General features: G+C 73.5%; 16 protein-coding genes. 7 read left to right on the plus strand and 9 right to left on the minus strand.

The genetic code is table 11. The annotated features are described in order from the left end of the window. Positions 1 to 116: 116 nt before the first annotated feature. Genes ABGB08_RS22265 through ABGB08_RS22285 form a run of 5 tightly spaced genes read left to right on the plus strand, consistent with a single transcriptional unit; the run spans position 117 to position 4,992 of the window. The gene (locus ABGB08_RS22265; RefSeq protein ID WP_347593225.1) at positions 117 to 2,165 is read left to right on the plus strand and encodes a DUF6421 family protein; all 2,049 of its coding nucleotides are present in this window, start codon (positions 117 to 119) and stop codon (positions 2,163 to 2,165) included. Beyond that, on the plus strand, positions 2,165 to 2,818 hold the full coding sequence (locus ABGB08_RS22270; protein ID WP_347593227.1) for an SDR family NAD(P)-dependent oxidoreductase: 654 nt from the start codon (positions 2,165 to 2,167) through the stop codon (positions 2,816 to 2,818). The genes ABGB08_RS22265 and ABGB08_RS22270 overlap by 1 nt, the downstream gene beginning before the upstream one ends. Continuing rightward, positions 2,815 to 3,882: a low specificity L-threonine aldolase gene (locus ABGB08_RS22275; RefSeq protein WP_347593229.1), complete on the plus strand. Its 1,068-nt coding sequence runs from the start codon at positions 2,815 to 2,817 to the stop codon at positions 3,880 to 3,882. Before ABGB08_RS22270 ends, ABGB08_RS22275 begins: the two co-directional genes overlap by 4 nt. 28 nt (positions 3,883 to 3,910) lie before the next feature. After that, positions 3,911 to 4,576 carry a response regulator transcription factor gene (locus ABGB08_RS22280; protein ID WP_347593421.1) on the plus strand — a complete coding sequence of 222 codons (666 nt, stop codon included), beginning with the start codon at positions 3,911 to 3,913 and terminating at the stop codon, positions 4,574 to 4,576. Between the two features lie 41 nt (positions 4,577 to 4,617). Further along, the gene (locus ABGB08_RS22285; RefSeq protein WP_155356073.1) at positions 4,618 to 4,992 is read left to right on the plus strand and encodes a response regulator transcription factor; all 375 of its coding nucleotides are present in this window, start codon (positions 4,618 to 4,620) and stop codon (positions 4,990 to 4,992) included. Here ABGB08_RS22285 and ABGB08_RS22290 read toward each other — a convergent pair. Genes ABGB08_RS22290 through ABGB08_RS22325 form a run of 8 tightly spaced genes read right to left on the minus strand, consistent with a single transcriptional unit; the run spans position 4,955 to position 19,929 of the window. Further along, complete coding sequence (locus tag ABGB08_RS22290) at positions 4,955 to 6,394, minus strand: NAD(P)/FAD-dependent oxidoreductase (RefSeq protein WP_347593231.1); 1,440 nt, start codon at positions 6,392 to 6,394, stop codon at positions 4,955 to 4,957. The genes ABGB08_RS22285 and ABGB08_RS22290 overlap by 38 nt on opposite strands. A gap of 29 nt (positions 6,395 to 6,423) precedes the next feature. Next, positions 6,424 to 8,394 carry a histidine kinase gene (locus ABGB08_RS22295; RefSeq protein WP_347593233.1) on the minus strand — a complete coding sequence of 657 codons (1,971 nt, stop codon included), beginning with the start codon at positions 8,392 to 8,394 and terminating at the stop codon, positions 6,424 to 6,426. A 5-nt stretch (positions 8,395 to 8,399) separates the two neighbouring features. Further along, positions 8,400 to 10,754, minus strand: coding sequence for an ABC transporter permease (locus ABGB08_RS22300; RefSeq protein ID WP_347593235.1), 2,355 nt, complete (start codon positions 10,752 to 10,754; stop codon positions 8,400 to 8,402). Continuing rightward, complete coding sequence (locus ABGB08_RS22305) at positions 10,754 to 13,129, minus strand: FtsX-like permease family protein (RefSeq protein ID WP_347593423.1); 2,376 nt, start codon at positions 13,127 to 13,129, stop codon at positions 10,754 to 10,756. Before ABGB08_RS22305 ends, ABGB08_RS22300 begins: the two co-directional genes overlap by 1 nt. An 11-nt stretch (positions 13,130 to 13,140) precedes the next feature. Next, positions 13,141 to 15,516: an FtsX-like permease family protein gene (locus ABGB08_RS22310; protein ID WP_347593237.1), complete on the minus strand. Its 2,376-nt coding sequence runs from the start codon at positions 15,514 to 15,516 to the stop codon at positions 13,141 to 13,143. Positions 15,517 to 15,521: 5 nt separating this feature from the next. Then, positions 15,522 to 17,918, minus strand: a complete 2,397-nt coding sequence (locus tag ABGB08_RS22315; protein WP_347593239.1) for an FtsX-like permease family protein — start codon at positions 17,916 to 17,918, stop codon at positions 15,522 to 15,524. After that, on the minus strand, positions 17,915 to 18,634 hold the full coding sequence (locus ABGB08_RS22320; RefSeq protein ID WP_155356067.1) for an ABC transporter ATP-binding protein: 720 nt from the start codon (positions 18,632 to 18,634) through the stop codon (positions 17,915 to 17,917). Before ABGB08_RS22320 ends, ABGB08_RS22315 begins: the two co-directional genes overlap by 4 nt. Further along, the gene (locus ABGB08_RS22325; protein WP_347593241.1) at positions 18,634 to 19,929 is read right to left on the minus strand and encodes an adenylate/guanylate cyclase domain-containing protein; all 1,296 of its coding nucleotides are present in this window, start codon (positions 19,927 to 19,929) and stop codon (positions 18,634 to 18,636) included. Before ABGB08_RS22325 ends, ABGB08_RS22320 begins: the two co-directional genes overlap by 1 nt. Positions 19,930 to 20,055: 126 nt before the next feature. Here ABGB08_RS22325 and ABGB08_RS22330 point away from each other — a divergent pair, with 126 nt between their 5' ends. Next, positions 20,056 to 21,042 carry a cyclic nucleotide-binding domain-containing protein gene (locus tag ABGB08_RS22330; RefSeq protein WP_347593243.1) on the plus strand — a complete coding sequence of 329 codons (987 nt, stop codon included), beginning with the start codon at positions 20,056 to 20,058 and terminating at the stop codon, positions 21,040 to 21,042. Further along, the gene (locus tag ABGB08_RS22335) at positions 21,039 to 21,833 is read left to right on the plus strand and encodes an MBL fold metallo-hydrolase (protein WP_347593245.1); all 795 of its coding nucleotides are present in this window, start codon (positions 21,039 to 21,041) and stop codon (positions 21,831 to 21,833) included. The genes ABGB08_RS22330 and ABGB08_RS22335 overlap by 4 nt, the downstream gene beginning before the upstream one ends. Here the strand turns inward: ABGB08_RS22335 and ABGB08_RS22340 are convergent. Next, the gene (locus ABGB08_RS22340; protein ID WP_155347209.1) at positions 21,796 to 22,092 is read right to left on the minus strand and encodes a DUF3467 domain-containing protein; all 297 of its coding nucleotides are present in this window, start codon (positions 22,090 to 22,092) and stop codon (positions 21,796 to 21,798) included. The two genes, ABGB08_RS22335 and ABGB08_RS22340, sit on opposite strands and share 38 nt — an antisense overlap. Positions 22,093 to 22,156 lie beyond the last annotated feature (64 nt).

A 22,156-nucleotide genomic window follows, 5' to 3' on the forward strand; every position in this document is an offset into this window, starting at 1 on the left:
CGCGGGTACGTCCGCCATACGGGTGATACGCCGTCCCCCGTGAGGGCGACTTGTCGTTCTATGGAGGTTGTTGTGTATATTTTCCGTCATATGGCGTATCGGACAGGAGATATTTCATGACTGCCTTCCCGCGCGTGTTGTTCGACGAGGCGCACAGCGAGGCCTGGACGATCCGCAGGGAACGGGCAGAGGCCATGAACCCGGGGCATCCCGACGACAACGGGTACACCCGGGCGGCCGAGCTCCTGCGCAGGCTGGGATACCAGGTGGCCGCGTTCACCGAGGGACCGCTGACGGCCTCGGCGCTGGCCGGGCAGGACGTGTTCGTGATCGCCCACCCGGCCGCGGACCGCTGGGAGCGCACCACCGGCCTCGGCAGCCCCGTCTTCCCCGTGGAGGAGCTCGACGCCGTCGAGGAGTACGTGCGGGCCGGGGGCGGCCTGGTGGTGCTGGCCGAGCACGAGCAGGAGAAGTACGGCAGCAATCTCACCGACCTGCTGGCCAGGTTCGGCGTCGGGGTCGCCCACGTGACCGTCCAGGATCCGCGCAACAGCCACAACCAGGTGGCCGCCTGGATCCGGGGCGTGCCCGGCGCGGGCGAGGTGGACGGGGTGGATCTGCTCGCGGGAGCGGGGCGGGCGTGTTTCTATCGCGCCGGGGTGCTGACCGGGGCGGGGGACGTGCTGTTCCGGACCTCCGCCGACGCCGATCCGGCGGGGGAACCGCTGGTCGTGGCCGCGCGCCTGGGCGCGGGCCGGGTCGTCGTGGTGGCCGACTCCGACCTGTTCGGCGACGATTCCATCGGTGAGCTCGACCACGCCCGGCTCTGGGCCAACCTGGTCACCTGGGCGGCGCGGGTCCCCTCCACCGCGCGTCCGGCCGACCCGGTCCCCGCCGAGTTCGCCGAGCTGAAGGTGGCCGTGGAGCAGCTGCGCCCCCTCCAGGCCAAGGACGGCTCGATCCTCGAGGACAAAGCCCGTGCCGCCACCCTCGTGTCGGAAATTTCCGACCATGTCGTACGGCTTGCGCCGCGTTTCCCCCACGACGCCGCCTACCTGGACGCCGTGGTGGCCGATCTCGCCAAATGGGCGGACAACGGGCTGGGCGTGCCCGACTTCCTGGACTCGCTGAACGCCTTCCACCCCGACGAGCAGCGGCAGGACGGCCTGGAACACCTGGTCGTCTTCCCGATGTACACCCAGAACGGCAACCCCAGCCGCAACCTGGAGGCCGTCTGGATCAAGACGGTCTGGCCGGACTGGCTGGCCCGGGTCGAAGCCGGGCGCTACGACAACCCGATGTTCGTGCCGATCACGTTCGTGGACTTCACCTCCGGCTACGACACCAACTCGGCCGTGCTGTTCCCCGAGACGGTCGCCGTCCGCGAGACCCCCGCCCGGTTCACCTGGGGCGGCATCTTCTGCGACCGCGAGGCGGCCAGGTTCCGGGCCGTCACCACGGCCGCGGCCGAGACGCTGAAACTGGCCCTGCCCGCGGACGCGGCCCGGCTGGTCGCCTCCCGGGAGCTGGCCCAGGACGCGTTCGTGCTGTGGGACCTGATCCACGACCGGACGCACTCCCACGGGGACCTGCCGTTCGACCCCTTCATGATCAAGCAGCGGATGCCCTACTGGCTCTACTCGCTGGAGGAGCTGCGCTGCGACCTCACCGCGTTCGGCGAGGCCGTGCGGCTGGAGGACGAAGGCGTGCCGCAGGCGCGGTATGTCCAGTACGCGATCCTGTTCGACCGGCTGTTCCGGTTCCCGATCACGGGGGATCGGGTGCGCAACTACGACGGTCTCGGCGGGCAGCTGCTCTTCGCGTACCTGCATCGCAACGGCATCGTGCGGTGGACCGACAACCGGCTCAGCGTCGACTGGCCCAGGGTCGCCGCGGGCGTCGCCGACCTGCGCGGCCAGGTCGAGAAGCTGTACCGGGACGGGATCGACCGCGCCAAGCTGGCGCACTGGCTGGCCGCGCACGACCTGGTCGCCGCCTACGTGGCGCCGCACCCGGCGTCCAAGTGGGCCGCCCGGGACCTGCCGGAGGAGCAGAAGGCGATGGTGGACGCGGTCCTGCCGGACGAGTTCCCGCTGAGCATGTTCTACGAGGCGCTCCGCCGTAAGCTCACCGATGTCGTCGAATCCACGAAGGGTGTGCGCTGATGTCGCGGATCATTCTCATCGCCGGGGCGGGCGGTCCGGCCGGGCAGGCCGTCGTGCGCCGGTTCGCCGGGCTCGGTGACACCGTCATCGGCGTCGACAAGTCCGGCGCCGACGGGTCGCTGCCGGTGGACCTGCTGGATCCGCGGGCCGTACAGGACCTGGCTGAGCGGATCAAGGACGAGCACGGCCGGGTGGACGGGATCATCCACCTGGTCGGCGGCTGGCGCGGGTCGGCGAGCTTCGCCGAGACCTCGCTCGCGGACTGGGCACTCCTGCACGACCTGCTGATCCGCACGCTGCAGCACGTGACGCTGGCCTTCGAACCGCTGCTGCGGGCCTCCGCCGACGGCCGGTTCGCGATCGTCTCCGCCAAGGCCGCCCAGCACCCCACCCAGGGCAACGCCGCCTACGCCGCCGCCAAGGCCGCCGCCGAGGCGTGGACGCTGGCCTTCGCCGACGCGCTCAAGGGCACCGATTCGGCCGCGGCGATCCTGGTCGTGACGGCGCTCGTGCACGACGCGATGCGCGCCGCCGCCCCCGGCAAGCAGTTCAAGGGCTTCACCGACGTGGCCGACCTCGCCGCCGCCCTCACCGACCTGTGGGACACGCCGGCCGCCGAGGTGAACGGCCGCCGCATCGACCTGACGGGATGACGCACGTGCCCAGCCACCCGATCCGGCGGCACGACCCGGCCGTGACGAGCTTCGCCAGCGACAACTACGCCGGCGTGCACCCGGAGATCCTGGCCGCCATCGCGCTCGCCAACGGCGGCCACCAGGTCGCCTACGGCGACGACGTCTACACCGAGGCGCTCCAGGAGATCTTCCAGGCGCACTTCGGCGAGCAGGCCAGGACCTGGCCGGTGTTCAACGGCACGGCCGCGAACGTGGTCTCGCTGCGCGCCATGTGCGCGCCCTGGGAGGCGGTCATCTGCGCCGAGAGCGCCCACATCAACACCGACGAGGGCGGGGCCCCCGAGGTGGTCGCCGGGCTCAAGATGCTGCCCGTGGCCACCCCCGACGGCAAGCTCACGCCCGCCCTCATCGACCGGCAGGCGTGGGGCTTCGGCGACGTGCACCGGGCCCAGCCCCGGGTCGTCTCGCTGTCCAACGCCACCGAGCTCGGCACCCTCTACACCGTCGACGAGATCAAGTCCGTCTGCGCGCACGCGCACGAGCTGGGCCTGCTCGTGCACATGGACGGCGCCAGGATCACCAACGCGGCCGCCGCCCTCGACGTGCCGCTGCGGGCGCTCACCACGGACGCGGGCGTGGACGTGCTCTCCTTCGGCGGCACCAAGATCGGCCTGATGCTCGGCGAGGCCGTGGTCGTGCTCAATCCGGCGGCCGCGCGCGGGCTGCCGTACCTGCGCAAGACGAGCATGCAGCTGGCCTCCAAGATGCGCTTCGTCTCCGTGCAGTTCGAGGCGCTGCTGGCGGGCGACCTGTGGCTGCGCAACGCCCGCCAGGCCAACGCGATGGCCAGGCGGCTGGCGGCGGCCGTGCAGGACATCGACGGGGTCGAGATCACCCGGCCCGTGCAGGCCAACGCGGTCTTCGCCCGGCTGCCCGCCGCCGCGGCCGACCGGCTGCGCGAGCGCTTCCGCTTCTACACCTGGAACGCCGACCTCGGCGAGGTCCGCTGGATGTGCGCCTTCGACCTCACCGAGGCGGACGTGGACGCCTTCGCCGCGGCCATCGCCGCCGAACTGGGGTAAGGCCACCAGGTGTAAGCTGCGGCGCGTGATGTTGCGGGTAGTGATCGCGGAAGACTCGCTGCTGATCCGGGAGGGCGTCGAGCGCGTGCTGTCCCGCGATCCGGAGCTCCAGGTGGTGGCCGCCTGCGCCGACCTGCCCGAGTTGCTCGCGGCCGTCGAGACCCACCAGCCCGACGTGGTCGTCACCGACGTGCGGATGCCCCCGACCTCCTCCGACGAGGGCATCCAGGCCGCCACCAAGCTGCGCGCCAGCCGCCCGGCCACCGGCGTCGTGGTGCTCTCGCAGTACGCCGAGCCCTCCTACGCCACGATGTTGCTGGCGGGGGGCAGCGCGGGCCGCGCCTACCTGCTCAAGGAACGGGTCGGCGAACCCGGCCAGCTGGTCGAGGCGGTGCGCGCCGTGGCGCGCGGCGGTTCGATCATCGACCCGATCGTGGTCGAGGGCATCCTCGCCGACTCGATGAAACGCCGGGCCTCGCCGCTGGCCACGCTGACCCCCAGGGAACGCGACGTGCTCGCCCAGATCGCCCAGGGGAAGAGCAACGCCGCCGTGGGGGAGACCCTCTACCTGAGCGAGAAGTCGGTGGAGAAGCACATCAGCGTGCTGTTCGCCAAACTCGGCCTCGAATCCACCCCCGAGGTCAACCGCCGGGTCCTCGCCGTGCTGCTCTACCTCGCCGAACAGGGGGGATAACACCCTCACCAGGCCGGGCCCGATGGGGCAGGCTGGGAAACATGGGGCCCGTCGAAGTGCGAGTGAACGTACTGATAGTCGACGACCAGGGACCGTTTCGAGCAGCCGCACGCCGGCTCGTCGCCCTGGTCGCCGGGTGGCGGGTGATCGCCGAAGCCGTCTCAGGCGAGGACGCCCTCGCCGAGGCCGACCGCACCCGCCCCACCGTGATCCTGATGGACATCAACCTGCCCGGCATCAACGGCATCGAGGCCACCCGCCGTATCCTCGCCAGCCATCCGGACACCGCCGTCGTGCTGGTCTCCACGTACGCGGCGGAGGACCTTCCCCCCGACGCGCACACCTGCGGGGCCACCGGCTACATCCGCAAGGAGAACCTCACGCCCGCCCGGCTCCGCGAGCTCGTCCCGATCTGAGGTCTTTGAGGGCCAGGCGCGCGGCGTGGTGGCCGCTCATGCCGTGCACGCCCGCGCCGGGCGGGGTGCTGGCCGAGCAGAGGTAGACACCCTTGAGCGGGGTACGCCAGGGTTTGAGGCTGTACAGGGGGCGTCCGAAGAACTGCCCGAGGTCGGCGGCGCCGCCGCCGATGTCGCCGCCGATGTAATTGGGGTTGTGGGACTGCATCGCGGCGGGCGGCATGACGTGCCGGGCGAGCACACGATCGCGGAATCCCGGGGCGAAACGCTCTAGTTGCGCTTCGATGTGCGGGGCCATGTCGTAGTCCGAGCCATTGGGCACATGGCAGTACGCCCAGAGGGTCTGCTTCCCCGCAGGCGCCCGGGTCGGGTCGGCGACGCCGGCCTGGACGACCAGAACGTACGGGCTGACGGCGGGGCGGCCCTGCGCCACGGCGGTCTCGCTGGCGGTGATCTCCTCCAGGGTGCCGCCGAGGTGGACGGTGCCGGCGCGGGAGATCTCGGGATCGCGCCACGGGACCGGCCCGTCCAGCGCCCAGTCGATCTTGAAGACGCCGGGGCCGTGGCGGAAGCGGCCGAGGCGGCGCGCGTACCCGGGCGGGAGGTCCGCGAGCTGGAGGAACCGGCGGGGCGGCAGGTCGAGGAGGACCGTCCCGGCCGGGGGAAGCTCGCGGAGCGAGGTGACGCGCTGCCCCGAGACGGTCTCCGCGCCCAGCTTGCGCAGCCGTTCGACCAGCAGGTCGGCCAGCACCTGGGAGCCGCCCCTGACCACCGGCCAGCCGACCGAATGGGCCAGCGAGGCCAGCATCATCCCGTAGCCGCCGGTGATGGGGGCGCGCAGGTCGAGCATCGAGTGCGCCGCCATCCCGGCGAACGCGGCGCGGGCGGGAGCCGTACGGAACAGGGACCGGGCCAGGATGGTGGCCGGAAGCGCGCCGAGCGCGCCGTAACGGGCGGCGGCCAGCGGCGCCCTGGGCAGGCCGAGCGGCGACAGCAGCGTGTCCACCAGCGGGAAGCCCGCCCGGGCGGTCGCGCCGATGGAGGCCTGCCAGGCGCGCCCGTCCCGGCCGAGACCGGCGGCCGTCGCGGCCGGGTCGCGGTGGATCAGCACGGCGGGCCCGTCGTCGAGCGGGTGCGCGGCCGGGACCTCCGGCTGGGCGAACTCCACCCCCAGATCGGGCAGCCGATCCCGGAACGCGCGCGAGGCGAGCGACAGCGCCAGCACGGTCGCGCACACGTCGTGCGTGAAGCCGGGCAGCGTCAGCTCCGCGCTGCGCAGGCCGCCGCCGAAACGCTCCGCCCCCTCCAGCAGCAGCACCCGGCGGCCCGCCTCGGCCATGGTCAGCGCCGCCACCAGGCCGTTCGGACCGGAACCCACGACGATCGCGTCGTACTCACTCATGATCTCTTCCATTCACGCGGCGTAGCAGGTCAAACGTTCGTTTCGACGGGAATCTCGCCGCGGATCCGGGTGCCCGCCCCGAGTTCGGACTCCACCGTGAGGGTGCCGCCGATCGCGCCCAGCCGGTCCCGCATGTTGACGAACCCGTGCCCGGCGTCGCCGACGGCGAAGCCGGTGCCGTCGTCGCCGACCTCGAAGCGGAGCAGCGCGTCGGTGGCCGCCAGGTCCACGGTGATGGCGGCGTCCGCGCCGGCGTGCTTGCCCGCGTTCTGGATGGCCTCCAGGCAGCAGAAGTAGACAGCCGCCTCGATCTCCTCGGAGTAGCGGCGGGGCAGGTCCACGCTCACCGAGCAGGGCAGCGGGGAGCGGCGGGCGGCCGAGCGCAGGGCGTGGTCCAGGCCGTGGTTGCGCAGCAGCGGCGGGTAGACGCCGTGGGCCAGCTCGCGGAGGGCCGCGATCGTGCCCTGCACGTCGGCGCGCAGCTCGTCGAACAGGTTCTCGGTGGCACCCGGTTCCTCGGCGATGATCTCCCCGGCCAGGCTGAGCTTCACCGACAGCGCCACCAGATGCTGCTGGGCGCCGTCGTGCAGGTCGCGCTCGATGGCGCGGCGGGCGGCGTCGGCGGCGGTGACGATGCGCAGGCGGGAGGCCTGGAGCTCCTCGTTGCGGCGGCGCAGCTCGTCCAGCGAGGCCTGCAGGGCCGAGTCCAGGCGCATGTTGTGCAAGGCCAGGCCGACCTGGCGGCCGAGCTGGACCAGCACCTGGTCGTCGGCTTCGGAGAACGGCGGCGCGTCCACCGGGCGGCGGACCACGATCAGGCCGAGCAGCTCGCCGAGATGCGCGGCGGGGGCCACCCGGATCGGGCCGCCGTCGTCGCTGAGCAGCCCCGGCATCCAGACGGCCAGCCAGGACGCGCCCCCGACCCGGGTCCTGCCCACCACGATCCGCTCCCGCTCGTTGAGCTCCAGCCGGGCGGTGGGCAGATCGGGCACGCTGAGCGTGCGGTGCAGCACGCCGTCGGAGCCCACCCAGATCTCCGCCCCGGCGGGCGCCATCGCCGCCTTGAGCGACTCGGCCAGCTGGAGCAGCAGCTCGTCGAACGGGACGGCGCGGCTCATCCGGGCGCCGAACGTGGCCAGCACCTCCTCCGGCGGCACCCCGGCCCGCCCGGTGATGGCGCGGGCGGTGGCCAGCAGCCGGACCCGGAGCGGGAAGGCGAGCACGGCCACGACCAGCGCGGCGGCCATGCTGGAGACCAGCAGGTCGCGTTCGGTGTCCTCGGGGAGGCGGCCCAGGCCGAGCACCACCACCAGGTACACGCTGGCGATCATGACGGTGAAACCGGCCGCGACGACCGCTTCGAGCAGAGCCTTGTCGCCGACGTGGGCGGTGGCGGGCACGTGCCCGAGCAGGGCGCCCACCGGGACCACGACCAGCGCCACGACCAGCCAGGTGAGCGGGTTGGCCGGCACGCCGAGCAGCAGGTAGAGGCCGATCAGGGTGGCCCCCGCGGAACCGGCGAGCAGCAGGCCCGCGCCCGTCCACTGCAGGGCCGCCCGCTGCCGGGGCGAGGCCTGGCCGCAGCGCAGGATGATGCCGGTGGCTCCGGTTCCCGCGGCCAGCACGGCGGCCAGGCCGTACAGGCTGGGCGGGCCGCTCAGGACGGCCAGGCCGGCGCCCAGCACGGCGGCGACGGCGGCGATGGCGCGGCGCGGGACGCTGCGCAGCTCCCCGTCGGGGAGGGCGAGGGCGAACGCGAGCCAGCCCGCCATGGCCACCGGTACGGCGGCGGTCCAGATGGCGGCGGCCGACTGCAGGACGGCCACCAGGATCGCCCACCGGGCCACGGCCGGGCGTCCGACCAGGTGGCAGCCCGCGGCGGTGACCGCCCAGCCGGCCGCCACGACGGCGCTGGCCAGGTTGGTGCCGTCCCAGAGGCCGACGCCCAGCGCGGTCAGCGCCGCCGCGCCGCCCAGCCAGAGCGCGAGAGCACGGGTCATCTGGATCACTCCGCTCGCAGGACGTGGCCGACCCTGAGCCTGGCTGCGAGATGCCCCGGCCAGGCGGCCAGCAGGTTGGCGATGAACAGGACGGCGGGGCCGATCAGGATCAGGGCCCAGACCGCGACCGGCGGCTGGTAGAGCAACGGGGTGGTGTCGGCGACGATACGCCACAGCACCCGCCCGAAGGCCACGCCCAGGGGCACCCCGGCCAGCAGCCCGATCACGGCGAGCACGCTCGCCTGGGTGGCGACGATCCCGCGGGCCTGGCGCCGGGTCAGCCCGAGCGAGCGCATCACCGCCACGTCGTGGCGGCGGTGGCGCACCGCCGTGGCCAGCGCGTGCCCGACCGCGCTCACCCCCAGCACGGCCAGGAACGCGCCCAGGTAGTGCGGCAGCGCCGCGTTCTCCTTGATCTCGGCGAGCTGGAACGGCGGATCCTGGGGGACCAGCGGAACCTTCATCCCGGCCGCCGCCGAAGCCGCGGCGGTCAGCCCGGCCGCCGCGGCGTGCGCGTCCACCCCCGCCCGCAGCCCGACCAGGATCCCCCGATCCTTCGAGATCTCGAACAGCCGCTCGTACGCCGGGTCGCTCACCCAGCCCCCGGTCGCGTAGTCGTTGTGCGACGCCTCCGGCACGAACCCGATCCCGCTGACCAGGAACGTGCTCCGCCCCCGCTGGCCGGTCAGCGTGACCCGGTCGCCGGGACCGACCCCCAGATCGCGCGCGCTCTTGGGCGCCAGCACGACCTCGCCGTCGCCGGTCACCGTCCTGCCCTCGCGGAGCACGATCGGCAGCGCGTCCGGCTGGTGGGTGTAGAGGGTGACCGAGGTATGCCCCGATTCGGCCACGGCCAGCCGGGCGTCGGTGACTCCGGCCACGGCCGGATCGGCGCGCAGCGCGGTCACGACCGCCGCGACCACTCCCGGACCTGGATCGTCGGCTCCGACGGGGACGATCAGTTGGTGGATCATGCCGAACTTGGCCGGATCCGTGGCGGACACCCCCGCCGCGAAGGTGAACGCGGCCAGCACGCCGTGCACCCCGATGATCGCCCCCAGCAGCGCGGGCCGCACCGGCACGGCCGAACGCCCGCGGCCGGGTTCGAGCGCGAACCTGAACCCCACCGCGACCGGAACCGGCAGCCCCGACCTGGCCGCCCACCTCGCGACCGTGGATCCGTTCCGCCGGGCGGGTCGCTGGGTGGCCGCGAACGCGGCGACGGCCGCGCCGACCAGGACCAGCAGCGGAATCGCCGCGCCCCCCGCCAGCAGGACCAGCGGGTCCGCGTGCGGGCCCGGCTCGGGCTCGCGCCGCGCGGCGCTGCCGAACGGCAGCCACGCCGAGGCCAGGTAGGCCACCGCGCAGCCGCCCGCCGCCCCGGCCAGCGCCGCCACCACGGGTCCCGCGGTCGCCGCCCGTACGGTCTGCGCCGGGGAGAGCCCGACCGGCCGGAGCACCAGCAGGTCGGACACCGTGGCGGTGGTGTAGCGGACGATGGACTGCCCGATCAGCACCAGCGCGGCCGCCAGCGCGGCCAGGCCGAAGGAGAGCAGCGCGGCGGCCCCGAACGCGGCCACCTCGCGGTCGTGCCGGGCGTAGTACTGGGCCATGTCCCAGATGCCGATGTCGTGCCGCCCGGAGACCGCGGCCAGGCTCTCCCGGAAGGCGGGCAGCGCCCCGATGCCGCCCTTCAGCCGGACCAGGGCGTTGGCGTAGGACTTGCCGTCCACCATCAGGCTGGCCCGGTGGGCCGTCAGGAACGCCAGGGAAGGATGCAGGTAGCCGGGCCTGTCGATGTCGTCGCGGAACCAGGTGGACCGGACGATCCCCACGATCCGCACGCTCACCTCGGGTCCGGCGGGTGGCCCGACATCGGCGCTGAAGCGGGCCTTCGCCTGCTCCGGCGTATACAGCCGGACCCCGATCGGGTCGCCCACGCCCTTGCCGGTGCGTTCGGCCAGCTCCGGCGTGATCACGGCTTCGTCGGCGCGGGCGGGGTCGTACATCCGCCCGGCCAGCAGGACCGGGCGCTCCACCGTGCGGCCGTACTCGGTGTCCATGGGCGCGAACCAGCCTTCGCCGCCCTCGACGGAGAACCCGGCCACTGTGTAGACGCCCACCGCCTCCACCTCAGGCAGCGCACGGATCCTGTCCCAGTCGAAGCCCGGCTGGTTGGGCAGCACGTTCAGGTCGGCGGGCAGGGTGCGCGCCCACAGCCGGTCCACCGCGTCCGCGGCCCGGCGGGCCCCCGCCACCGCCGCCAGCACGGTCCCGGCGGCCAGCGCGATGAGCAGCGCGAGCACCGCCAGCGACCGCCGGCGGCGGCGCAGTTCCAGCCGGAGCCAGGTGGCCGTCATCACTCGGCCCTCAGCACCTGGCTGATCCGCAGCCGCGCGGCCAGCCCGCCCGGCCAGGCGGCCAGCACGTTGGCGATCACCAGCGACACCGGCGCGACCAGCAGCAGTGCCCAGAACGCCACCGGTGGCACGTACGCGAACGGCCAGGTGTCGGCCACCAGCCGCCACAGCGTGCGGCCCAGCGCCACTCCCAGCGGCACCCCGAACAGCAGCCCGATCACGGCCAGCACCGACGCCTGGGTGACCACGATCCAGCGGGCCTGGCGGCGGGTCAGGCCGAGCGCGCGCATCACGGCCACCTCATGGCTCCGGCGGCGTACGGCGGTCGCCAGCACGTGCCCGACCGCGCCGACCGCCAGCAGCGCCAGGAAGGCGGCCAGCAGGACGGGCAGGATCTCCATGTCCCTGATCTGGGCCAGCTGTATCAGCGGGATGGGCGGCTCGTACATCGCGAACTCGACGCCGGGCACCTTGTTGACCGTTTCCATCAGCGTCTGCGGATCCACGCCCGGGCGCACGGCGACCAGCACCGAGTGGAACTTGAAGGTGTCGAAGAGCGCGTCGAACCCCGCCGGGGTCACCAGGCCGCCGTCGAAGTACTTGTTGTGCGCGCCCTCCGGGACGAAGCCGATGCCGCTCACCCGGAACGTGCCCCGGTCCGGGTCGCCGGTCAGCGGGATCTCGTCGCCGATGTCCGCGCCGAGCGTCTTGGCCGTGTTGACGGCGAGCATGACCTCCTGGTCGTCGCGGGGGAGCCGCCCCTCGCTGACGACCACGGGCAGCGCCTTCGGGCCCTTGTCGAAGGTGTGCAGGGCGACGGCGGTCTTGCCGGACTGGGCCACGCCGGTCGCGTCGCCGGTGACCCCGGTCACGTCCGGGTGCTGGGCGAGCGCCCGGCGGACCGCGTCGTCGGCGGGGACCTTGCCGTTCTGGGCGAGGTAGATCCCGGCCTGGAAGGTCTGGCCGAAACGTTCCGGGCGCTCGCCGGCGTCGGTGACGCCGCTGGAGAAGGTGAAGGCGGCCAGCACGCCGAGCACCCCGGTGACCGTGCCGAGCAGGGCGGGCCGCACCGGGACTGCGCCGCGGCCCCGGCCGGGTTCCAGCGCGAAGCGGGTGCCGACCACGGCGGGCACCGGCAGGTTGGCCCGCGCGGCCAGGCCGGCCACGGCGGAGCGGCGGAACGGGCGGGAGCCGAGGCGGCCGAGGGCGGCCCACGCCGACAGCACCGCGGCGAGGGCGACCGCCGCCGGGACGGCCAGCGCGCCCGGGATCAGGACCAGCGCGTCGAAGTCCAGGCCCGGGTCCGGTTCGAGCAGGGCCGCCGCGCCGGCCGGCATCCAGTTCGAGGCCCCGTACGCCAGGCCGACGCCCAGCACCGCGCCGACGGTCGCCGCCAGCACCGGCCCGAGCGAGGCGTTGCCGACACCCTGCCAGGGGGTCATCCCGACCGCGCGCAGCTGGTGCAGGTCGGCCGCCGTGGCGGCGGTGTACCGGGTGACCGACTGGCCGATCAGGACCAGCGCCGCCGCCAGCACGGCCAGGCCGAAGGCGAGCAGCGACAGCGACTCGAAGACCAGGAACTGCTGCTCGGTGTGCTTCATCTCCTCGCCGGGCCAGACGTCGATGCTGGAGCGGCCGGTGGCCTGCGCCAGCTCGCGCTTGAACGTGGGCAGCGCCGCGGGGCCGCCCTTCAGCCGGACCAGGGCCTGGACCACCCCCAGCCCTTTGGTCCCCACCACGTTGTCCTGATATTTCGCGAAAAAGGCGGGCGGGAAGATGACCTCGCCCTTGGACTCGATCGTGTCGGAGAACCACGGGGAGCGGATCACCCCCACGATCCGCGCGGTCAGCATCGGCCCGGTGAAGGGCAGATCACCGGTCGGCCCCGCGCTCAGAACCGCGTCGACCGCTTCGGGCGTGGACAGCCGGACGGTGACGGTATCCCCGACCGCCTTGCCATACGTTTCCGTAAATTTCGGGAGAATCACCACTTCGTCCGCCCGACCGGGGGACGGCATCCGTCCCTCCAGCACGACCGGCTTCTCGATCGTCTTCCAGGTGGTCGCGTCCGCGGTTGTCGGCAGGTCCGGCTGGACTCCCGGCGGGTCCACGACCTCATAGGCGGGCGTGAGCGGGAAGGTCATCAGCGCCGCCACCGACGGCAACGCCCGGACCCGCTCCCAGTCGAACCCCGGAATGCTCGGCACCACGACCGCGTCGAACGGCAACGTCACCGCCGCCAGCCGGTCGATCGCCGTCGCCCCGCGCCGCGCCCCCGCCACGGCCGCCAGCACCGTCCCGGCCGCGAACGCGATCAGCAGCGCCAGCACCACCAGCGACCGCCACCGCCGCCGTATCTCCAGCCTGAGCCACATCCCGTACACGACTACTCCGCTCTAAGAATCACACCGACGCGCAACCGCGCGGCCTGGCGAGCAGGCCAGAGCGCGGCCGCGCAGACGACCAGCAGGGCCAAGGGCACGACCAGCACCAGCGCCACGACGGCCAGCGGCGGCTGGTACAGCAGCGGCATGGTGTCCGCGATGATCCGCCACACGGTGCGGCCCAGCGTCACCCCCAGCGGGACGCCGAACGACAGGCCGACGGCCGCCAGCACGACCGCCTGGGTGACCACGACGCCACGGGCCTGACCCCGGGTCATGCCAAGCGCGCGCAGCACGGACAGTTCGTGCCTTCTCCGCCGGATGGCCGTCGCGAGCACGTGCCCCACCGCGCCTACGGCCAGCAGGATGAGGAACCCGGCCAGCAGGATCGGCAGCAGCCGGACGTTGCGCAGTTCGAGCGCCTGCGGCAGCGGCCCCGTGGGCTCGGCCGTCACCCCGTACTTCCCGGCGGCGGCGCCCAGCCGCGTCCCGGCCGCCACCGCGTCCGCGCCGGGCCGCAGGGCGACCAGGCCGAGGTGGAACTTGAATTCTCCGGGCGCGAACAGGCGCGCGTAGCCTTCCGGGGCGACCCAGGCACCGTTGACGTAGCCGTTGTGCGGGCCTTCGGGCAGCAGGCCGATCCCCGTCACCCGGAACGCTTCGGTCTTCCCCGTGCTGGTGAGCCGGATCGAACCGCCCACCCCGGCGCGCAGGTCCGTCGCGGTGACCGGGGCCAGCACGATCTCGTCCGGACCGCGCGGCGCGGTGCCCTCGGTGAGCGCGACGTCCGGCCAGCGGCCGTACGGATCGAGGGTGAACATCGGGAACGACATGTCGCCCGAGGCGGCCACGCCCACCTTGGCGTCGTTCACGCCCGCCACGTCGGGGTCGCGCAGCAGGGCCTCGATGACCGGCCGGGAGGGCGCGCCCTCGCCGTTGAAGCCGAAGAAGAGGGTGAGCCGGTGGGTCTGCCCGAACCTGGCCGGTTCGCGTATCGCGTCCGCCACCCCGTCGGCGACGGTGAAGGCCGCGAGCACGCCCAGCACACCGACGACCGCTCCCAGCAGCGCGGGCCGCACTGGGACGGCCTGACGGCCGTGGCCGGGCTCCAGCGCGAACCGCAGGCCGACCGCGACCGGAACCGGCAGCCCCCACCGGGCGGCGGCCGACGCGACCGGCGACCGGCGGGCCATCTGCCGCCCGGATCGGGCGCGCACCGTCGCCACCCAGGTCGCCGCGGCGGCCCGAACCGCGACCGCCGTCACCACCGCCGCCCAGCCGGGGGCCAGGACCAGCCAGTCCACATCGATTCCCGGCTCTGGTTCGGTCAGCGCGGCAGCTCCGATCGGCAGCCAGAAGGACGCCACGACCGCGCCGCCCACTCCGAGCGAGGCCCCGGCGACGGCGGCGAGCAGCGGACCGGCCGAACCGGCGGCGATCGCCTGACGGGAAGTCAGGCCGAGGTCGCGCATGGCACGGAGGTCCGCGCCGCTCGCCGCGACCAGCCGGGAGACCGACTGGCCGACCAGGACGACGGCCGCGATCAGCGCGACCAGGGCGAAGACCAGCAGGGCGGCACTCTCGAAGGCGGCGATCCGCTGGTGGAACATCGCCGCGTCGGCGACGCTCCACACCTCGATGTCGGGGCCGAGCGCCTTGACGAAAGCGGGCAGCCCGGCCTCGCCGTCGGTGAGCCGTACGGCCGCGTTGACGAAACCGCCGTTCGAGGCGCCCATGAAGTTCGCGGTGTACCGCTCGAACAACGCGGGCGTGGTCAACACGAGCCCGGTGCCGCCCTCGGCCGAATCGGTGTTGAAGAACGAGCGGACCACGCCGACGATACGGGCCTGGACCCTCGGGCCGGCCGGCGTGAGGGCGGCGGAGTCCTCGCGGTCCATCTGCTCCGGGGTGAGCAGCGCGATGGTCATCGTGTCGCCGACGTCCTTGCCGTTCGCCTCGAGGTACCGGGGGGTGACCATCACCTCGTCGAAGCGGTCGGGATCGGCGAGGCGCCCCGCCAGCACCACCGGGCGCTCCAGCGTCTGTCCCAGCCCCCGGTCCCCGGGCGGGAAGAACGCCCCCTGCTCAGCATCGGCCATCCTGCCCGCGGTGACGAAGGGGGTGGACACGAAGGTGCCGACCGCCTCGACGCCCGGCATAGCCCGGACCCGGTCCCAATCGAAGCCGGGCTCGTTGGGCAGCACGGCGACCGTCGCGGGCAGGGTCACGGCCAGCAGCCGCTCCAGCGCGGACGCGCCGCGCCGGGCCCCCGCCACGGCGGCCAGCACGGTCGCCGTGGCGATCGCCACCAGCAGGGCCAGGGCGACCAGGGCGCGCCATCTCCTTCGCGATTCCAGGCGCAGCCAGAGCGCGGTCACCGGGCTCACTCCGCCCGCAGCACGTGGGCGGGGCGCAGCCGCGTGTACAGATGCCCCGGCCAGGTGGCCAGCAGGTTGGCGACCAGCAGGGTGGCCGGGCCGACCAGGACCAGCGCCCACACGGCCAGCGGCGGATGGTAGAAGAGCGGGGTCGCGTCGGCCACCATCCGCCAGACCACCCGGCCGAGCGCGAACCCCAGCGGCGCGCCGAACAGCAGGCCGACCAGGGCGAGCAACGTGGCCTGGGCGATGACCACCGTCCGGGTCTGCGGCCGGGTCATGCCGAGCGCGCGCAGCACGGCGACCTCGTGCCGCCTGCGCCGCACGGCGGTGGCCAGCGCGTGCCCGACCGCGCCGATCGCGAGCTGGGCGAGGAACCCGCCCAGCACCAGCGGCAGCACCTGGACCCGCTGGATCACGGCCAGCGTGGGCGGCGGCTGCTGGACCTCGACGCCGACCGTGTCACCCCCCGGGATGGCGGCGGTCGCCGCATGGAGCCGGGCCATGACGGCGTCCTGATCCGCGCCGGGGGTGAAGGCGATCAGGGCGAGGTGGAACTTGTAGGAGTCGAACATCTGGTCGAAACCATCAAATGTGAGCACGCCGCCGTCGTCGTAGCCGTTGTGCGACCCGATCGGCACGAATCCGATCCCGGTCACCCGGTACGGCTTGCGCCCGCGTGGCCCATCAAGGGTGACCGTGGAGCCCACGGTCACTGCGAGCCGCCGGGCGGTGCTCACGCCGAGCAGGGTCTCGTCGGGGGCGCGAGGCGCGCGACCGGCCACGATGACCTGGTCGACGGGGGTGCCGGGGGAGCGGTAGCCGTACATGGTGACGGAGATGTCGGCGCCCGCCTGGGTCACGCCGACCTTGGCCTCGGTGAGCGCGGCCACGTCCCGGTCGGCGGCGATGGCGGTCAGCACCGCGGGAGTGGCGGGGCTGCTCTGGCCGTTCAGGCCGAAGAAGGCGAAGGCCTGGAAGGTCTGGCCGTACCTGGCGGGGTTGACGGCGGCGTCGGCGACGCCGCTGGAGAAGGTGAGGGCGGCCAGCACGCCGAGCACGCCGGTGACCGCGCCGAGCAGGGCGGGGCGGACCGGCACGGCCGTCGCGCCGCGCCCGCGCTCCAGCGCGAACCTGGCGCCGACCACGATCGGCACCGGCAGCCCCAGCCGCGCGGCGGCGACCGCGACCATCGAGCGGGACGGCGGCCGGGCGGGGTTCCGGCGGAGCGCGAGCCAGGCGGTCGTTCCCGCGGCGGCCGTGACCAGGATGATCACGGCGAGCCCGCCGGACAGCAGGATCGGCAGGTCCACGTCGATGCCCGGCGCCGGCTCGAACAGCGCGGCCGTGCCGATCGGCAGCCACGCCGAGGCGATCACCGCGCCGCCGACCCCGATGAGCGCGCCGGGGATCGCGGCCAGGAACGGGCCCATGGCGGCGACGCCGGTAGCCTGCCGCCGGGTCAGGCCCATCGCGCGCAGCGCGTCGAGCTCGGTCACGGTGGAGGTGGCGTACCGGGCCACGGACTGGCCGACCAGCACGGTCGCGGCGGCCAGGGCGGCGATGCCGAAGGCGAGCAGCGCGGCGGCCTCGAACGCGAGGACCTTGTTGTACTGCGAGGTCTCGTCGGAGCGCCGCCACACGTCGATGTTGGGCTTGCCGGTGGCCCTGGCCAGGGCCACCTTGAAGGCGGGAATCGTGGCCGCGCCGCCGTGCAGGCGGACCAGCGCGTTGACGTACCTCTCGTGCCCGGCCCCCAGCAGGTTATCCGGATATTTCGCGAAAACAGCGGGAGAGGCGACGATGAAACCGCCGGCTCCGACCGGGTCGACGAACCAGGGCGTTTTGATCACGCCGACCACCCGCGCCTCGATCCTGGGCCCCTGCATGCCGTTGGCGTACGGATCGAAGCTCATCGCGCCCTGCTCGGGGCTGGCGAGCCGGAAGGTCACCCGGCTGCCGACGCCCTGCCCGGCCGCGGCGGGGTAGCCGGCGGAGACGACGACCTCGTCCACCCGGGTCGGATCGAACATGCGCCCGGCCAGCAGCACCGGCTTCTCGATCGTCCGGAACACCTCGTCGTCCGCGGGCGGGAAGTTGGCGTAGATGTCCGGCCGGGCGCTCTCCACCGCCAGATCCCCGACGACGAAGGTCGACACGGCCGCCACCTCGGGCAGCGCGCGGATACGATCCCAGTCGAAGCCCGGCTGGTTGGGCAGCACCACCACGTCGGCGGGGAGAGCCCCGGTGCTCAGCCGGTCGAAGGCGCTCGCGCCGCGGCGGGCCCCCGCCACCGCCGCGAGCACGGTCCCGGTGGTGAAGGCGATCAGCAGCGCCAGCACGGCCAGGGACCGCCACCGGCGGCGTAACTCCAGGCGGAGCCACACCCACTGCAGGGTCATCCCTCCACCCGGCCGTCCCGCATCCGGATCGCGCGGGACGCGCCGGCCGCCACCTCGGGGGAGTGGGTGACCATGATGATCGTCTGCCCGTCCTCGTGCAGCCGCCGGAACAGCTCGAGCACCTCCAGGCCGCCCTCGGAGTCCAGGGCGCCGGTGGGCTCGTCGGCCAGCAGCAGGCTCGGCTGGTTGACCAGCGCCCGGGCGATGGCCAGCCGCTGCCGCTGCCCGCCGGACAGCACGGCCGGCACCTGCTGGAGCCGGTCGCCCAGGCCGAGCAGGTCGAGCAGGTCCCTGGCCCTGGCCTCGGCGGCGCGCCGCTTCATCCCGCCGAGCACGCCCGGCAGCACCAGGTTGTCCAGCGCGGACACCCCGTCCAGCAGGTTGAAGAACTGGAACACGAAGCCGATGTGGTGCCGCCGGAACCGGGCCAGCCAGTCCTCGTCCTTGCCGTCCACCCGCTCGCCCGCGACCTCGATGGTGCCGTCGTCGACGCCGTCCAGACCGGCGATCACGTTCAGCAGGGTGGACTTGCCGCATCCCGACGGGCCCATCACGGCGACGAACTCGCCGCGGCTCACGTCGAAGTCGACGCCGCGCAGCGCCCGGACCGGCGCCAGCTCGGCCTCGAAGGTCCGCCTGGCCCCGCGGATCCGTACGGCAGGAGCCTCTTGCGTGCCGTCGGGCGTGGGAGCGTCGACGGACAGTTCGGTTGCCATCAGAAATCCTCCGGGAGGTGAAAAGCCACGACGGGGGTGGATCGGCCTTTGACGGCGCGCGGTCCGAGCGGGGTCCACGGCCAGGGGATGTCCGCGGCGGTCACGGTGCCCTCCGCCGCCACGGTGCCCGCGGGACGGGCCAGATCCTGCATGCGCTGGGCGAGGTTCACGGTATCGCCGACGAGCGTGTACTCCACGCGTTCCTCGCTGCCGAGCAGGGCCGCGGCCACCTCGCCGGTGCACAACCCGATGCCCAGCCGGAACGGGGTGTGCCCGTCGCCGGACCAGTCCTGGTTGAGCGCGTGCTGCCGGCGGTGCATGGCGCGGGCGGCCAGCACGGCCGAGCCGGCGTGGCCGGGGCGCGGGTCGGGCGCGCCGAACACGGCCATCACCGCGTCGCCGACATACTGCATGACCGTGCCGCCCTCGCTCAGGATGGCCGCGTTCATGGCCCGCCGGTGCGCGTTGAGCTGCCCGGCGAGCACGGCCGGGTCGGTGTGCTCGGCGATCGCCGAGTAGCCGCGCACGTCGGACATGAGCACGGTCACGTTCAGCCGCTCGGTCCGGTCCATCCGGTCGGCCAGCAGCTTGTCGGCCACGCCGTGCGGCAGCAGCCGGGACAGCCGCTCGCCCTGCTCGTCCCGGCGCAGGATCGCCGTGTGCAGCATGCGCAGCCGCTTCAGCGCGCCCCTGCGACCGGCGGTCGCGCCCCTGGCCAGCTTCAGGAACAGCTGCTCGACCAGCGCGTTGACCGACTCGGGGCTGGCCTGCGCGGCGGCCGCGATGGCCTTCACCGAGCGGCCCTCGGCGACCTGCCTGAGCAGCTTCTCCTCGCCAGGGGTGAGCTCGGAGGAGCGCGCGGGGGACAGCAGGTCCTGCACGATCTGCGGGTCGATCATGGAACCGCCCGCCGCCACCTCGCGGATGGCCCGGCCCAGCAGCCGGGCGTCGGCGACCCGGTCCTTGAGCAGGTAGGCGTACCCGTCGGCGCCCTCGGCGAGCAGTTTGACCGCGTAGTCGGGGTCGTCGTACTGGCTGAGCACCACCACGCCCGTGCCGGGCAGCCGCCCGCGCACCTCCCGGGCGGCGTCGATGCCCTCGTCCTGGTACGTCGGCGGCATCCGGATATCGGTGACCAGCACCTGGGGCCGCAACTCCTCGGCCCGGGCGACCAGCTCGTCGTAGTCGGCGGCCACGCCGACCACCTCCAGGGCGAGGTCCCGGCTCAACAGCGCGCGCACGCCCTCACGGACGATCAGGTTGTCGTCGGCGAGTACCACCGTGATGCGATCCACCTCTTGAATGTCCTCCTATGCGGTGGACCGGGCCAAGAGGGTTAACCCCCTGTTGGCCGGTGGCTACCGCCCTGGCCGGGGTCTCGCGCGGTTTCTAGCGTCGAAGCGGACCTTAAGGAGGCCAGCATGCGTGTGGAATCAGAGGCGACGTCCCTGTCCTGGATTCCGTCCGAGGCGGTGAAGGGTTACACCAAGACCATGTTCACCGCCGGGATCTCCCACTACGACGACCCGCCCCCGGCCCGGATCGACGACCTGGAGAGCCTGCGCCAGGCCGACCGGTTCCGCTTCGCCAACCGGCTGCGCGTCTGGGCCGACTTCGAGGACGGCCAGGCGGTCGGCTACGGCGTGGACGGCGGCGGCCTGATGGGCTCCACCACCGTCCGGGTCGGCCCGCTCGGGGCCACCTTCGCCGCGATCGGCCTGCCCGACCTGCGCGGCGAGGCCGAGTTCGGGGACGGCTGGATCAAGGTCACCCAGTCGGCCGGCGGCCGGACCGCGCTCCCGTTCCCGCGCCCCGCCGCCACCGCGCCGTTCGCGCGCTGGCAGTCCCCGCTGGTGTGGACCACGCTCACGGTCACCCTGCACGCCGACGGCCGCGGCGAGATCGGCCTGAGCGGGGCCAGCCCGTTCCCCCGGCACTGGGTGTACGGCCCGGACGGCGCGCTCACCCTCAAGGCCGGGATCACCGACTTCAAGGCCTGGGCGGCGCAGACGGCGACCCCGTGGGGCGCGGAGGACTCCCCGGTCGTGGTCACCGCCGCCGAGACCGCGCTGGAGCGCGAGCTGTCCCGGCTGATCATGCGCGGCGGCCGCAAGCCGCTGGTCCGCGAGCTGGCCGGCGGCCAGACCCTGGTCCGCCAGGGCGACCGGGGCGACTCGCTGTTCCTGCTGCTGGACGGCGTGGTGACGGTGGACGTGGACGGCCGCACGCTCGGCGAGCTCGGCCCCGGCGTGGTGCTGGGCGAGCGGGCCGTGCTGGAGACCGGGCACCGGACGGCCACCCTGACCGCGGTCACCCCGATCCGGGTGGCCGAGGCCACCGCCGACACCATCGACCGGGCCGCCCTCGAGCATCTCGCCGCCGGGCACCGCCGGGAGGAACACGCGTGAGGCTCCTGTTCCTCGGCGTGCGCGGCTCCACCCCCGCCCCCGGGCCCGAGTTCGTCCGCTACGGCGGGCACACCAGCTGCGTGGCGGTGCTGCCCGCCGGGGATGTTCCGGCACTGGTGCTGGACGCCGGCACGGGCATCAGGCAGCTGTCCGGGCCCTTTCGCGGCCCGATCCTCCTCAGCCACCTGCACTGGGACCACGTCCAGGGCCTGCCGTTCAGCCGGGCCGTCGACCATCCGGACGCCCAGGTCGAACTGATCATCCCCGGCGCCGACCCGCTCGCCACCCTGACCCGGGCGATGTCCCCGCCGCACTTCCCGATCGAACCGGACGGCCTGCAGGGCGACTGGTCGTTCACCTCGTCCGCGCCGCTGCGCGAGCTGGCCGGGATGACCGTGCGGCAGGCCGAGATCACCCACAAGGGCGGCGTCACCGTCGGCACCCGGGTCGAGCTCGGCGGCACCTCGGTGGTCTACCTCCCCGACCACGCCCCCCAGCTCGGCTCGTCGGCCGCCGAGGAGCTGGCGGCCGACGCCGACCTGCTCATCCACGACGGCCAGTTCCGCCCCGAGGAGCAGGCCCTCGCCGACGCGTACGGCCACGCCACGATCACCGACGCGCTCGCCTTCGCCGAACGCTGCGGAGCCCGCCGCCTGCTGCTCACCCACCACGCGCCGACCCGCACCGACGACCAGCTGGACGCGCTGGCCAAGGAGTGGCCCGACGTGGAGTTCGCCCGCCAGGGCGAGCTGATCACACCTTCTGACCGGTCTCGCTCTCGTACGCGCTGAGCTGCTGTTCCAGGGCCTTCATCAGCTCGAACACCTGAGCCGGCGGGATCCTGATCCGGCTGACGATCCGGGTGGGCACGCTCAGATACTGCTCGCCCGATGAAGGATCGTCGGCCAGACCCGGCGGCCTCGTGATCACCGCGAAATCCAGAACGAACCCATCCCGGGTGTGCCAGACCGAAGCGAAATTGGCGTATTGCCCCGCTTCGACCTCGGCCGAGATGCTCACCTCAAGGCGGCTCTCCGGCTCCTGATTCAATTCTCTTCCCTCCGGTCGTTTCCATGGTGCCCTGACCGGAGGCTTCCCGCGCAGGGTGACACGG

The organism is Acrocarpospora sp. B8E8 (genome assembly GCF_039871605.1).
GTDB classification, from domain to species: Bacteria; Actinomycetota; Actinomycetes; order Streptosporangiales; family Streptosporangiaceae; genus Acrocarpospora; species Acrocarpospora macrocephala.

Excerpts from the sequence above, each read along its gene's own strand:
- ABGB08_RS22290 (WP_347593231.1), bottom strand. The coding sequence starts at position 6,394 with ATGAGTGAGTACGACGCGATCGTCGTGGGTTCCGGTCCGAACGGCCTG.
- ABGB08_RS22270 (WP_347593227.1), top strand. The coding sequence starts at position 2,165 with ATGTCGCGGATCATTCTCATCGCCGGGGCGGGCGGTCCGGCCGGGCAG.
- ABGB08_RS22305 (WP_347593423.1), bottom strand. The coding sequence starts at position 13,129 with ATGTGGCTCAGGCTGGAGATACGGCGGCGGTGGCGGTCGCTGGTGGTG.
- ABGB08_RS22330 (WP_347593243.1), top strand. The coding sequence starts at position 20,056 with ATGCGTGTGGAATCAGAGGCGACGTCCCTGTCCTGGATTCCGTCCGAG.
- ABGB08_RS22300 (WP_347593235.1), bottom strand. The coding sequence starts at position 10,754 with ATGACGGCCACCTGGCTCCGGCTGGAACTGCGCCGCCGCCGGCGGTCG.
- ABGB08_RS22280 (WP_347593421.1), top strand. The coding sequence starts at position 3,911 with ATGTTGCGGGTAGTGATCGCGGAAGACTCGCTGCTGATCCGGGAGGGC.
- ABGB08_RS22265 (WP_347593225.1), top strand. The coding sequence starts at position 117 with ATGACTGCCTTCCCGCGCGTGTTGTTCGACGAGGCGCACAGCGAGGCC.
- ABGB08_RS22275 (WP_347593229.1), top strand. The coding sequence starts at position 2,815 with ATGACGCACGTGCCCAGCCACCCGATCCGGCGGCACGACCCGGCCGTG.
- ABGB08_RS22315 (WP_347593239.1), bottom strand. The coding sequence starts at position 17,918 with ATGACCCTGCAGTGGGTGTGGCTCCGCCTGGAGTTACGCCGCCGGTGG.
- ABGB08_RS22320 (WP_155356067.1), bottom strand. The coding sequence starts at position 18,634 with ATGGCAACCGAACTGTCCGTCGACGCTCCCACGCCCGACGGCACGCAA.
- ABGB08_RS22285 (WP_155356073.1), top strand. The coding sequence starts at position 4,618 with ATGGGGCCCGTCGAAGTGCGAGTGAACGTACTGATAGTCGACGACCAG.
- ABGB08_RS22295 (WP_347593233.1), bottom strand. The coding sequence starts at position 8,394 with ATGACCCGTGCTCTCGCGCTCTGGCTGGGCGGCGCGGCGGCGCTGACC.